The organism is Micromonospora kangleipakensis, assembly GCF_004217615.1.
Lineage (GTDB): Bacteria > Actinomycetota > Actinomycetes > Mycobacteriales > Micromonosporaceae > Micromonospora > Micromonospora kangleipakensis.
In genome coordinates, this window is the sequence record NZ_SHLD01000001.1 from 7038873 (window position 1) to 7050335 (window position 11463).

At 73.3% G+C, this 11463-nt stretch carries 13 protein-coding genes; 7 read left to right on the plus strand and 6 right to left on the minus strand.

The window, feature by feature from the left end:
* Nucleotides 1-29: 29 nt before the first annotated feature.
* From EV384_RS33485 to EV384_RS33495, 3 genes are all read left to right on the plus strand, one after another.
* On the plus strand, nt 30-1013 hold the full coding sequence (locus EV384_RS33485; RefSeq protein WP_130339747.1) for a helix-turn-helix domain-containing protein: 984 nt from the start codon (nt 30-32) through the stop codon (nt 1011-1013).
* Nucleotides 1014-1090: 77 nt separating this feature from the next.
* Nucleotides 1091-1330: a DUF397 domain-containing protein gene (locus EV384_RS33490; protein ID WP_130339749.1), complete on the plus strand. Its 240-nt coding sequence runs from the start codon at nt 1091-1093 to the stop codon at nt 1328-1330.
* 217 nt (nt 1331-1547) lie between these two features.
* Nucleotides 1548-1817, plus strand: a complete 270-nt coding sequence (locus tag EV384_RS33495) for a hypothetical protein (protein ID WP_130339751.1) — start codon at nt 1548-1550, stop codon at nt 1815-1817.
* A 218-nt stretch (nt 1818-2035) separates the two neighbouring features.
* On the opposite strand, the gene nudC is transcribed toward EV384_RS33495, so the two are convergent.
* From nudC to EV384_RS33510, 3 genes are read right to left on the minus strand one after another with little or no spacing between them, the layout of a single operon-like run.
* The gene (gene nudC / locus EV384_RS33500; RefSeq protein WP_130339753.1) at nt 2036-2983 is read right to left on the minus strand and encodes an NAD(+) diphosphatase; all 948 of its coding nucleotides are present in this window, start codon (nt 2981-2983) and stop codon (nt 2036-2038) included.
* The gene (locus tag EV384_RS33505; RefSeq protein WP_130339755.1) at nt 2980-4317 is read right to left on the minus strand and encodes a M16 family metallopeptidase; all 1338 of its coding nucleotides are present in this window, start codon (nt 4315-4317) and stop codon (nt 2980-2982) included. Before EV384_RS33505 ends, nudC begins: the two co-directional genes overlap by 4 nt.
* A 55-nt stretch (nt 4318-4372) precedes the next feature.
* Entirely contained in the window at nt 4373-5683 is a 1311-nt protein-coding gene (locus EV384_RS33510) for a M16 family metallopeptidase (protein WP_130339757.1), read from the minus strand.
* A gap of 263 nt (nt 5684-5946) precedes the next feature.
* Here EV384_RS33510 and EV384_RS33515 point away from each other — a divergent pair, with 263 nt between their 5' ends.
* Genes EV384_RS33515 through EV384_RS33530 form a run of 4 tightly spaced genes read left to right on the plus strand, consistent with a single transcriptional unit; the run spans nt 5947 to nt 9106 of the window.
* Entirely contained in the window at nt 5947-7008 is a 1062-nt protein-coding gene (locus EV384_RS33515; RefSeq protein WP_130339759.1) for an ABC transporter substrate-binding protein, read from the plus strand.
* Complete coding sequence (locus EV384_RS33520) at nt 7005-7784, plus strand: ABC transporter ATP-binding protein (protein WP_130339761.1); 780 nt, start codon at nt 7005-7007, stop codon at nt 7782-7784. Before EV384_RS33515 ends, EV384_RS33520 begins: the two co-directional genes overlap by 4 nt.
* Entirely contained in the window at nt 7774-8658 is an 885-nt protein-coding gene (locus EV384_RS33525; protein ID WP_130339763.1) for an ABC transporter permease, read from the plus strand. Before EV384_RS33520 ends, EV384_RS33525 begins: the two co-directional genes overlap by 11 nt.
* A gap of 4 nt (nt 8659-8662) precedes the next feature.
* A complete protein-coding gene (locus tag EV384_RS33530; protein ID WP_130339765.1) occupies nt 8663-9106 on the plus strand; it encodes an RrF2 family transcriptional regulator in 444 nt (147 codons plus the stop codon).
* Between the two features lie 24 nt (nt 9107-9130).
* Here EV384_RS33530 and EV384_RS33535 read toward each other — a convergent pair whose 3' ends face one another.
* The 3 genes from EV384_RS33535 to cspE all read right to left on the minus strand — a co-directional run bounded on the left by EV384_RS33535 (nt 9131) and on the right by cspE (nt 11349).
* On the minus strand, nt 9131-9322 hold the full coding sequence (locus EV384_RS33535; RefSeq protein WP_130339767.1) for a hypothetical protein: 192 nt from the start codon (nt 9320-9322) through the stop codon (nt 9131-9133).
* Nucleotides 9323-9508: 186 nt separating this feature from the next.
* Nucleotides 9509-10921: a DEAD/DEAH box helicase gene (locus tag EV384_RS33540; RefSeq protein WP_130339768.1), complete on the minus strand. Its 1413-nt coding sequence runs from the start codon at nt 10919-10921 to the stop codon at nt 9509-9511.
* Between the two features lie 224 nt (nt 10922-11145).
* Nucleotides 11146-11349, minus strand: coding sequence for a transcription antiterminator/RNA stability regulator CspE (cspE, locus tag EV384_RS33545; protein ID WP_007464836.1), 204 nt, complete (start codon nt 11347-11349; stop codon nt 11146-11148).
* Nucleotides 11350-11463 lie beyond the last annotated feature (114 nt).

Genomic DNA, 11463 nt, shown 5'->3' on the forward strand with positions numbered 1-11463 from the left:
GTGCGGCGGTCGACGGAGAAGAGGACGCCGTGCCTCCTGCCGTACCGAGCCCGATCCTGCGCCGGCGCAGGCTCGGCACCGAACTGCGCCGGCTGCGCGAGGCGGCTGGTCTCACCGGGGACCAGGTCATCGAGCGGATCGGCTGGGCCTCCGCGTCCAAGTTGTCCCGACTGGAGAACGGCCGCAGCCGCCCGGACCCGGACGACGTCCGGGACCTGCTGGTCCTCTACGGGGCCGCCGGCGAGCTGCACGAGGAGCTGCTGGGGATCGCCCAGGAGGCCGGCGACATGCGCGGCTGGCTGCGCAACTTCCCGGTGATGACCCAGCAGCAGCGCGGCTTCGCCGAGCTGGAGGCGGGCTGCGCGGAGATCTCGGAGTACAACCCGGTGATCGTGCCCGGGCTGCTGCAGACCCCGGGGTACGCCCGGCACCGGATCATCTCGGCGGCCCAGGTCGCCGAGGAGGCCGGCGACCCGGAGACCGGCGAGGACCCGGAGACCGAGGTACGCGCCCGGCAGGCCCGCCAGTCGCTGCTGACCCGCTCCCCCGACGCGCCCCGTTACACGGCGGTGCTGGAGGACGCGGCCCTGGGCCGGCGCGCCGGCCCGCCCGAGGTGCTGCACGAGCAGATCCTGCACCTCTGCGAGCTGGCCATGCTGCCGAACGTCACGCTGCACCTGCTGCTGCGGGACACCCGGATCGCCGACTGGTACCTCCCACCGACCGCCTTCTCGGTCTACCGGTTCGCCGATCCGCTCGATCCGGAGACGCTCGCGATCGAAGGCGGCTTCACCGACGTCATGTCAACCGAGGTAACCGCCCTAAATCGCTATAAAGTGGCGTTCGAGTGGCTATGCTCGGCGGCGCTCTCCGCATCGGACACCCTCTCCTGGCTCATCGAGGCGACGGGGCGGCTGACCGACACGGCACCCGAGTCCACGGTGGCGTTCGGGCCGGCAGCGGCGCCGGTCCAGCGCCGCCGTGAGTCGGGGCGCCTGACGACGGACCGGTGACCCGACGAGGGGACGCGTCCGTCCGGCCTGCGGCGTCACTCGCCCCCATCGGAGCACTTCAGACCAGGAGCAGAACCATGAATGAGATCCACAACAGCCCGTCCGACCTCGCCCAGCAGCTCGCCGGCGCGCCCTGGCGCACCAGCACCCGCAGCCAGACCTCCAACTGCGTGGAGGTCGCGCCGCTGGGGACCGGGCCGGCCGCGGTCGCGCTGCGGGACAGCAAGGACCGCAGCGGCCCGGTGCTGCTGTTCAACCGGGCCGGCTGGCTCGGCTTCATCGCCGGCGCGAAGAACGGCCAGTTCGATCTGAACTGATCCGGCGAGGACCAGAGGGCCGTCGGCGTGCTGCCGGCGGCCCTCTCGCTGTCCACCCCCGACAACCGTCCTGAGCTGGGGTCCCCCGATCGGTCTACGCCCCGAGGAGATAGCCGGGTTTCACTTGCTGGGACGACCACCCGGCGTAACCTGTCGAAAGAGTGACGTGGAAGTTCCATCCCGTACTCGCTCGTCGCGATCCGTCCGGGGGACACCCATGCGGTTCCTGATCGTTCGCACCGACATCCGCGCCGTCGCGGACAACGACATCGCGGCCGCCTGGGCCGGCGGTGGCCGGCTGCGGGACGAGACCACCACGCCCGAGCCACGCCGCCAGGTCGTGCACGCCGAGGATCGCGACGCCGCGCTCGTGCTGGCCCGGGCCCTCGCCACGGTGGGCGCGGTCCGCTCCGGCCGGCAGCGGGTCAAGGTGCTCCCGATCTCCGACCCGGACCCCGGGCCCCCGTACCGCTGGGATCGCGCCTGACCCCACCTGACGTCCGTCGTGGCCGGACCGGCTTCCCCCGCCGTTCCTTGCCCCAGCCGACCACGACGGCCCGTGTTCCCGGCCCGTGACCCTCGCGGCAACGACGGTCATGGGCCGGGACCGCGTCCCTGCCCGACCAGACCGGCCCGGCTCGGCAATGTGGCGGTGTTCGACCGTGAGGACCGGGCCGCATCGGCGAACCGGCCGGTGCGGGCGGGTCAGCAGTGGCCGTCGAGCCAGCGGTGGATCAGGAAGAGCGCGATCGAGGAGGGCGGCGGGAGGACCAGCCGGTTCCCCTCGCCCACGTCGACCGGGCGCCCGGCCAGGACGGCGCCGATCTCTCGGCGGGTGAACCAGCGGGCGTGAGCGATCTCCGCCGGGTCGACGCGTACCGGCTCGTCGGCGTCGGCGCGGGCCAGGAAGCCGAGCATCAGCGAGCCCGGAAACGGCCAGGACTGGCTGCCCGCGTACCCGATCTCCTCGACCCCGACGCCGACCTCCTCGCGGACCTCGCGCAGCACGGCGGCCTCCGCCGACTCCCCCGGCTCGACGTAGCCGGCGAGGCAGGAGAAGCGACGCTGGCCGGGCGTGCCCGGCCAGGTGGCATTGTTGCCGAGCAGGCAGCGCCCCTCGGGCCCGGCCACGCCGTCGTGCACCAGCACGATCATCGCCGGGTCGGTACGCGGCCAGACCCGGCCGCCGTCCGGGTCGATCCGCGACCAGCCGGCCTCGTCCACCTGGGTCGGATGCCCCGTGGAGGACGAGTAGCCGTGCCGGATGTGCCAGTTCAGCAGCGCCAGCGCGGTGGTGAAGATGCCGGCGTCCCGGTCGACGAGCAGATGGCCGACCTCGCGCAGGTTCACCGCCCGGGCGCCGGGCAGCTCCGGCAGCGGCGCGTCCACCGCGAAGACCGGCACCCCGTCCGGCTCGACACCGAGGAACATCGGCACCGACCGGGGCACCGCGGACAGCTCGCCGGAGCCGAGCAGCACCAGCTCCGGCGGGGCCGCCTCGCCACGGACCAGCGCCCGGCCGTCGGCGGCCGAGTCCAGCACCAGCACCCGCGCCCGCTCCCACGCCTCGGCGAGCCAGCCCGGGTCGGCACGCCGGTGCGCCGCCCGGTCCAGTGTGGACCGGGCCAGGGGCGGGGCGGCCTCACCGGTCACGCCGGCTCCGTCCGCACCGGGGCCAGGGCGGAGAGCGGCCCGGCGACCCGGTCGGCGTCGCCGAGCACGACGGTGACCGCCTTCGCTGGGGCCAGGTAGCGCGCCCCGGCCTCGGCGACGTCGTCGACGGTCGCCTTCGCCAACCGGGCGGCGTGCTCGGCGAGGAAGTCCAGGCGCAGCCCGTTGCCGGCGTACGCGCTGGTCAGCGAGGCGAGCCCAGCCTGCGTGGACATGCCGAGCTGGAGGGTGCCGAGGGCGTACTGGCGGGCCTGCTCCAGCTCCTCCGGCTTCACCGGCAGGGACGCCAGCCGCCCCAGCTCGTACGTCGTCTCGAGCAGCGCCGGTGCGGTGACCTCGGTGGCCACCTCGGCGGCGGCGACCAGCACGGACCCGGCCACCGAGTGTTCGACAAGCGAATGCGGGCCGTAGGTGTAGCCCTTGTCCTCCCGGATGTTCTCCACCCAGCGGGAGGAGAAGTATCCACCGAAGACCAGGTTGGCCAGTTGCAGCGCGGCGTGGTCGGGGTGGGTGCGCGGGACCGCCGGCAGCGCGATCCGCAGCGACGACTGCACCGAGCCGGGGCGGTCGACCAGCAGCAGCGGGCCGGGCTCCAGCGGCGGGGCGGGCGGCAGCTCGGCCACGTGCCCGTCCCCGCGCCAACCGGCGAGGGCCTGCTCGGCGGCGTCCAGCGCGCGCTCGGGCTGCACGTCGCCGACCAGCACCAGCACCGCGCCGGCCGGGTGCACCCGCTCGGCGTGCAGCTTGCGCAGGGCCGGCGGGCGGACCGCGCGGACCTGGTCGGGTTCGGGGGTCTGGATCGCGTACGGGTGCCGACCGTAGACCCGCTTGAGCAGCGCGGTGCGGGCCAGGTGCGCAGGCTGGCTCTGCGCCACCTGGATCCGGTCGACCAGCCGGTCCCGCTCGGTGTCGACCCACTCGGCCGGATAGATCGCCCCGGTCAGCACGTCGGCGAGGATCTCCAGCATCCGGTCCAGCCCGGTGACCAGGCCGGCCCCGGAGAGCATCAGCCGGTCCGGGTCGACCCCGGCGGAGAGCCCGCCGCCGACCTTCTGCAGCTCGGCGGCGATCTGGTTCGCGGTGTAGGTCTGCGTGCCGGAGAGGATGGTCTGCGCCAGCATCGCGCCGCGGGCCAGGTGGCTGCGCCCGAACGGCATCCAGAGCCGCAGCTCCACCAGGGGCACCGCCGGCCGGCGTACGGCGATCACGGTGAGCCCGTTGGCGAGCGTGCGCTCGGCCTGCTTCGGCAGCTTGAGCCTGCGGTTGGGGCCGAGCGGCGGCAGCGGCCGCGGCCCGGTCTCCACGGTTGCCGTCACTGACCCTCCTCCGTTCGCGACTGCGGGGCTCGCAAACCCGGCTCACTCCTCGCGCTCACCGGGCACCTCCGGCGATGACCTCGATGGACGCGCGGCGCTCCGGCCGCAGGGTGGCGGCGGCGGCGCGGACCTGCTCCTCGGTGACCTCGCCGACCAGCCGGGGCAGCTCGTTGAGCAGGCCCGGCTCGCCGCGCTGCTGCTCCAGCACGGCCATCCGCAGCGCCCGGCCGAGCACCGCGTCGGTGTCGCGCAGCAGGTGGGTGGCCATGCGCGCCTGGGTGCGGGCCAGTTCCCCCTCGGTCAGCCCGTCGGTGGCCAGCCGGTCCAGCTCCTCGTCGATGGTGCGCAGCACCTTGTCCACGTCGCCGCCGGGCGGCAGGTGCGCCTGGAGCAGCAGGGCGGTGGGGTCGCGCACGTCGAACGGGTCGCCCATGAAGCCGAGGTACCCGCCGAGGCTCGTGACCGTCCGGTCCCGCTGGACCAGCCGCTCGACCAGCCGGGACGCGTCCCCGTCGGTGAGCACCTCGGCCAGCACCACGTACGCCAGGTAGCCGGCGAAGTCGTCGACCGGGTCGGGCACCCGCCAGGCCCCGGCCACCGCCGGCAGCGGGGCCAGGTTGTCGGTGTACGACGCGCGCCGCTCGGTGGTCAGGTCGGGCTCGGTGAAGTCGGGGCGCTGCGGGGCGGGCCGGGCCGGCACGTCGCCGAAGTGCCGCTCGATCAGCTCGGTCGCCTCGGCCACGTCGACGTCCCCGCTGACCGCCAGCACCGCGTTGCCGCTGGCGTAGTAGCGACGGAAGAAGTCGGCCGCGTCGGCGACGGTGGCCGACTCCAGGTCGACGAAGGAGCCGTAGCCGTCGTGCGCGTTCGGGAAGGTGTCGAACATGACCGGCGGCAGGGTCAGCCACGGGAACCCGCCGTACGGCCGGTTGAGCACGTTGACCCGGATCTCCTCCTTGACCACGTCGACCTGGTTGCGCAGGTTCTCCTCGGTCAGCCGGGGGCCGCGCATCCGGTCGGCCTCGAGGAAGAGCGCCCGTTCCAGCGCGTTGCTCGGCAGGGTCTCGAAGTAGTCGGTGTAGTCCAGGTGGGTGGAGCCGTTGAAGGTGCCGCCGGCGCCCTGGACGTGCCGGAAGTGGGCCAGCTTCTCCAGGTTCTCCGAGCCCTGGAACATCAGGTGCTCGAAGAGGTGGGCGAAGCCGGTGCGTCCCTCGGGTTCGGAGCGGATGCCGACGTCGTAGACCACCGCCACCCCGATCACCGGGGCGCTGCGGTCGGGGGTGAGCACCACCCGCAGGCCGTTGTCGAGGGTGAACCGCTCGACCGGGTACTTCGTCGCTGGAATCTTCGCTCTCCGCGTCGGCACGAGATCGACACTAGCGCGTCGGCCCCCCGCGTACCCGGCTCCTCCCGGGCAGCGGTGGGCGGCGCGCCCGGCGGATTCCGGCGGCGGCCCGGACGGCCGTCCCGCCGGTGGCCCGACCGGCTCCGCGAAGTCCACCGAACAGGTGGGAATTGCCGAGAATGCTGGGGCGGCGTGTCCCGGATCGTGGATCGGTCTTGACGCCGGCCACAGTCTGCCCCACTCTTCCTACCAACTAAGTAGGAATACTGCGGATTGGATAGACGATGAGACGGCTCCCCTTCCGTCGGCTGGCCTCCCTCGCCACGCTCGCCGTCGTCGGCGTGGCCACCCTGGGCACCACGGCGGCGTGCGGCGACAGCGACGACGCCGCCGGCAAGTCCGGCCCGGTGACGCTGCGCCTCGGCTACTTCCCCAACATCACCCACGCACCCGCCGTGGTCGGCGTGGAGAAGGGCATCTTCGCCGAGAAGCTGGGCAGCGACGTCAAGCTGGAGACGAAGACCTTCAACGCCGGCCCCGCCGCCATCGAGGCGGTCTTCTCCGGCGCGCTCGACGCCACGTACATCGGTCCGAACCCGACCGTGAACGCCTTCTCCAAGTCCAAGGGCGAGGCGGTCCGGGTCGTCTCCGGCGCCGCCTCCGGCGGCGTGGCCCTGGTGGTCAAGCCGGAGATCACCACGGTCGAGCAGCTGCGCGGCAAGAAGATCGCCACCCCGCAGCTCGGCAACACCCAGGACGTGGCGCTGCGCTACTGGCTCAAGGAGAAGGGCCTCAAGACCACCAAGGAGGGCGGCGGCGACGTCAAGGTCGTCCCGCAGGAGAACGCGCAGACGGTGGAGACCTTCACCAGCGGCGCCATCGACGGCGCCTGGGTGCCCGAGCCGTTCGTGTCCCGGCTGGTCAACGCCGGCGGCAAGGTCCTGGTCGACGAGCGGGACCTGTGGCCGGACAAGAAGTTCGTCATCACCAACCTGATCGTCAGCACCAAGTTCCTCAAGGCCCACCCCGATGTGGTGAAGAAGCTGGTCGAGGGGCAGGTCGCGGCGAACGAGTTCGTCAACACCAAGCCGGACGAGGCGCAGCAGGCCATCTCCGACCACATCGGCAAGATCACCGGCAAGCCGCTGGACATCAAGCTGATCAAGCAGGCCTGGCCGACCCTGGAGTTCACCAACGACCCCATCGCGTCCTCGCTGAAGACCGGCCTGGACCACGCGGTCGCCGTCGAGCTGACCCAGCCGGTGGACCTGAACGGCCTCTACGACCTGAAGTTCCTCAACGAGGTGCTGAAGGCCGAGGGCAAGCCCGAGGTCAGCCAGCCATGACGTCGACCACGACGACCCCCCGCAGCGCGACCGGCTCGGTCGCGCTGCGGGGCGTGACCAAGGTGTACGGCCAGGGCGAGAACGCCGTCCTGGCCCTGGACGGGGTGTCGCTGGACGTCGCCCCCGGCGAGTTCGTCTGCCTGGTCGGCGCCTCCGGCTGCGGCAAGAGCACGCTGCTCAACCTGGTCGCCGGCCTGGACCGGGCCAGCGGCGGGCGGATCGACCTCGGCGAGGGGGTCAACCCGGGCCTGATGTTCCAGGAGCCGGCGCTCTTTCCCTGGCTCACCGTCGAGGCCAACGTGGAGACGCCGCTGAAGCTGCGCGGGCTGCCCCGGGCCGAACGCCGGGCGAAGGTCGCCGAACTGCTGCGCACCGTCCACCTGGCCGACTTCGGCCGCAAACGGCCGCACCAGCTCTCCGGCGGCATGCGGCAGCGGGTCGCGCTGGCCCGCACCCTGGCCCTGGACACCCCGGTGCTGCTGATGGACGAGCCGTTCGGCGCGCTCGACGCGATGACCCGGGACATCCTGCACGACGAGCTGGAGCGGATCTGGTCCGAGCGGAAGCTCAGCGTGCTCTTCGTGACGCACAACGTCCGGGAGGCGGCCCGGCTCGCCGACCGGATCATCCTGCTCTCCAGCCGACCCGGCCGGATCATCTACTCCACCCGGGTCGACGTGCCCCGGCCCCGACGGATCGACTCCCCCGAGATCGCGAACATCGCCGCCGAGGTCACCGACCGGCTGCGTACGGAGGTGGGCCGCCATGGCCAGTGACACGCTCGCCGCGACCCCGCGTACCGACGCGGAGATCTCCGGCCTGGACGCGCTGGAGATCGCGGGCCGAGAGCAGCCCGGCTCGCGGGCCCGGCGTCTGTGGTCGGCCACCTGGCCGAAGCTGGCCGCTCTGGCGCTGGTGATCGGCATCTGGCAGGTCGTGTTCTGGACCGGCTGGAAGGACCCGTGGGCCCTGCCCGCACCGGGTACCGTCTTCGCCGACCTCGGCCGCTACCTGGGCAGCGCCGCACTCTGGGAGGGCCTGGCCACCACCGGCCGGCGGGCCGCCGTCGGCTTCGCCGCCGCGGTCGCGGTCGGGTTGGTGCTCGGCCTCGCCGTGGCCCGGGTGAAGGTGCTCCGGGCCGCGCTCGGCTCGATGATCACCGCGTTGCAGACCATGCCGTCGATCGCCTGGTTCCCGCTCGCCATCGTGCTCTTCCAGCTCACCGAGCAGGCGATCTTCTTCGTGGTGGTGCTCGGCGCGGCCCCGTCCGTCGCCAACGGCGTCATCCACGGCGTGGACTACGTGCCGCCGCTGCTGATCCGGGCCGGCCGCAACATGGGCGCCCGGGGGCTCAACCTCTACCGGTACGTCATCGCGCCGGCCGCGCTGCCCGCCATCGTGGCCGGGCTCAAGCAGGGGTGGGCGTTCGCCTGGCGCAGCCTGATGGCCGGCGAGCTGCTGGTGGTCATCGCCGAGCGCACCTCCATCGGCGCGCAGCTCACCTACGCCCGGGACTTCTCCGACTCGCCGCGGCTGATGGCCATCATGATCGTCATTCTGGTGGTGGGTCTGGTGGTGGACGCCGCGTTCGGCGCCGCCGACAAGGCGATCCGGCGCCGCTGGGGCGTGCTGGACCAGGCCGGCAACTGAGCCCGTGTACGTCTCCGCGAGAGCCGACTACGCGCTCCGGGCCATGCTCGCCGTCGCCGACACCGCCGGTTCCACCGGCAACGGGGGGTCCGGCGGCGGCGAGTTGGTCAAGGCGGCGAGCCTGGCCGAGAGCCAGGACATCCCGCTCAGCTTCCTTCAGGGCATCCTGCTCGACCTGCGCCGCGCGGGGCTGCTGCACAGCCACCGCGGCACCGAGGGCGGCTACGCCCTGACCCGCCCCGCCGACCAGATCAGCGTGGGCGACGTGCTGCGCGCGGTCGGCGGCTCGCTGACCAGCGTGCGGGGCCTGCCGGCGGACCGCGCCGGCTACCACGGGGTGGCCACCGGGCTGCGGGACGTCTGGCTCGCGGTGGACGGCGCGATCGCCCTGGTCGTCGACCGGACGACCCTGGCCGACCTGCTCACGGACCGCGCCCCGACCCGCTGACGCTGGGGGCGCCACAGGATCGGCTCAGCTCGCGGTCGGTCCGGTGGTCCGCCCGGCCGGGCTGTGCAACTCGACCAGCCCGGCCCGGGCGGTGCCGTCGGAGGTCGGATGCCAGGGGCCGAACGCCGCGACCACGGCGAGCAGCAACCCCGCCCCCGCGACCGCGGCGACCAGCAGCAGCTCGCGCAGTGCCCCCGAGCCGGTCTCGCCCGCCATGGTCCCCCCTCCACGCCCGGCCGCCCGGCCCGACCTCTTCCCCCCGGCTGCCAGCCTCGGCGAAGAGAGCGCCCATGACAGTCACCCATCGGACGCAACCCCCGCTGATCCCCGACTCAAAGCGAAACGGCCCCCGGAGGGGCCGAATCACATCAAGATCTGATCAACGCGGGAGCGGGACGAGCGTCAGGCCGTGCGGGGGTGCTGGGGGCGACGGCGGCGACCGGAGGCGCGGTGCGCCGGCCGCGGGCCGGACGCCTCGCCGGAGGCGACCGAGCGACCGCCGTCGGCGGCACGACCGGTCTCACCTGCGGTACGACCGCCGGTGCCGGCCGCGCGGAAACCGTCGCCGGCCCCGCGACGGCCCCGGGTCGACCCGCCCCGCGGGGCGGCCGCCGGCTGGGGCACGTTGATCGTCACCGGTACGCCCGAGGGCTCCCTGGCGCCGGTCACCCGGGCCAGCGCCTCGTCGCCGAGGCGGACCTGGGTCGACTGCGGCTTGATGCCGGCCACGCTCATCAGCCGGGTGACATCCCGGCGCTGCTCGGGCAGGACCAGGGTGACCACGCTGCCGGACTCCCCAGCCCGGGCGGTACGCCCGCCCCGGTGCAGGTAGTCCTTCGCCTCGGTCGGCGGGTCCACGTTGACCACCATGTCCAGGCCGTCCACGTGGATGCCCCGGGCCGCCACGTCGGTGGCGACCAGGGCGGTCACCTGTCCGGTGCGGAACTGCTCCAGGATCCGGGTGCGCTGCGGCTGCGACTTGCCGCCGTGCAGCGCGGCCGCGCGTACCCCCTTGGAGAGCAGCTGGCGGGCCAGCCGGTCGGCGCGGTGCTTGGTTCCCATGAACAGGATGGTGCGGCCCTCGCGGGCGGCGATCTGGGTGAGCGCGGCGGGCTTGTCGATCGCGTCGACGTGCAGCACATGGTGGGTCATCGCGGTCACCGTGGCGGTGCCCGGGTCGACCGAGTGCGAGACCGGGTTGCTCAGGAAGCGGCGGACCAACCGGTCCACGCCGCCGTCCAGGGTGGCGGAGAAGAGCATCCGCTGGCCGTTCGGGGCGACCTGTTCCAGCAGCTTGGTGACCTGCGGCAGGAAGCCCATGTCGGCCATCTGGTCGGCCTCGTCGAGCACGGTGATGGCGACCTCGCCGAGGCGGGCGTCACCCCGGTTGATCAGGTCGTGCAGCCGGCCGGGGGTGGCCACGACCACCTCGGCGCCGGCACGCAGCGCGTCCGCCTGCCGCTGCAACGAGAGGCCACCGACCACGGTGGCGCAGCGCAGCCCGAGGGCCCGGGCGTACGGGGCGAGCGCGGTGGTGACCTGCTGGGCCAGCTCCCGGGTCGGCACCAGCACCAGCGCGAGCGGGCGGCCGGGGCGGGCCCGGCGGCCGGCGATGCGGTGCAGCAGGGGCAGCCCGAAGGCGAGCGTCTTGCCGGAGCCGGTACGACCCCGGCCCAGCACGTCCCGGCCGGCGAGCGAGTCCGGCAGGGTCGCCGACTGGATCGGGAACGGCTCGGTGATGCCCTGCGTCGCGAGCTCGGTGAGCAGCGCCGGGGCGAGCCCGGTCGCGGCGAAGGTGGGAATGGTCATGGTCATGCGGAATGCCTTCCTCGACGCGGCACGTGTCGAGGGAGGGCGCCGAAAGGCGGCGCTGTCGTCGGCGGTGAAACCCGTCGCGACTCACAAGCACGAACCGAAGGGGGTACGGGCCGGTCCGCCGCAGCGCGCCACGCCCCGCCGGAGCGGGGGGGGCGGCGCGGCGGACCGGTCCCGTCACCGCGCCCTTAGGGCGCGGTGGATGGTGCTGGGTGATCCGAAGATCAGAGCGGGCGGATGTTCTCCGCCTGCGGGCCCTTCTGGCCCTGGGTCACCTCGAACTCGACCCGCTGGTTCTCGTCCAGGCTCCGGTAGCCGGAGGACTGGATCGCCGAGAAGTGGGCGAAGACGTCGGCGCCGCCGCCGTCCGGGGTGATGAAGCCGAAGCCCTTGTCAGCGTTGAACCACTTGACGGTGCCAATAGCCATTTGTTTCGTCTCCTTGACGGAACGTCGAACCCGCACCTGTTGCGGGCTCGAAGAGGAGCGCTCCGCGCGGAACTGCGCGAATCGCCTGTCGCTGCTGGTCGCCCCGCCCGGAGA

Coding starts and splice junctions, on each gene's coding strand:
- EV384_RS33490 (WP_130339749.1), top strand. CDS start 1,091: ATGAATGAGATCCACAACAGCCCGTCCGACCTCGCCCAGCAGCTCGCC.
- EV384_RS33495 (WP_130339751.1), top strand. CDS start 1,548: ATGCGGTTCCTGATCGTTCGCACCGACATCCGCGCCGTCGCGGACAAC.
- EV384_RS33515 (WP_130339759.1), top strand. CDS start 5,947: ATGAGACGGCTCCCCTTCCGTCGGCTGGCCTCCCTCGCCACGCTCGCC.
- EV384_RS33520 (WP_130339761.1), top strand. CDS start 7,005: ATGACGTCGACCACGACGACCCCCCGCAGCGCGACCGGCTCGGTCGCG.
- EV384_RS33525 (WP_130339763.1), top strand. CDS start 7,774: ATGGCCAGTGACACGCTCGCCGCGACCCCGCGTACCGACGCGGAGATC.
- EV384_RS33535 (WP_130339767.1), bottom strand. CDS start 9,322: ATGGCGGGCGAGACCGGCTCGGGGGCACTGCGCGAGCTGCTGCTGGTC.
- EV384_RS33540 (WP_130339768.1), bottom strand. CDS start 10,921: ATGACCATGACCATTCCCACCTTCGCCGCGACCGGGCTCGCCCCGGCG.
- cspE (WP_007464836.1), bottom strand. CDS start 11,349: ATGGCTATTGGCACCGTCAAGTGGTTCAACGCTGACAAGGGCTTCGGC.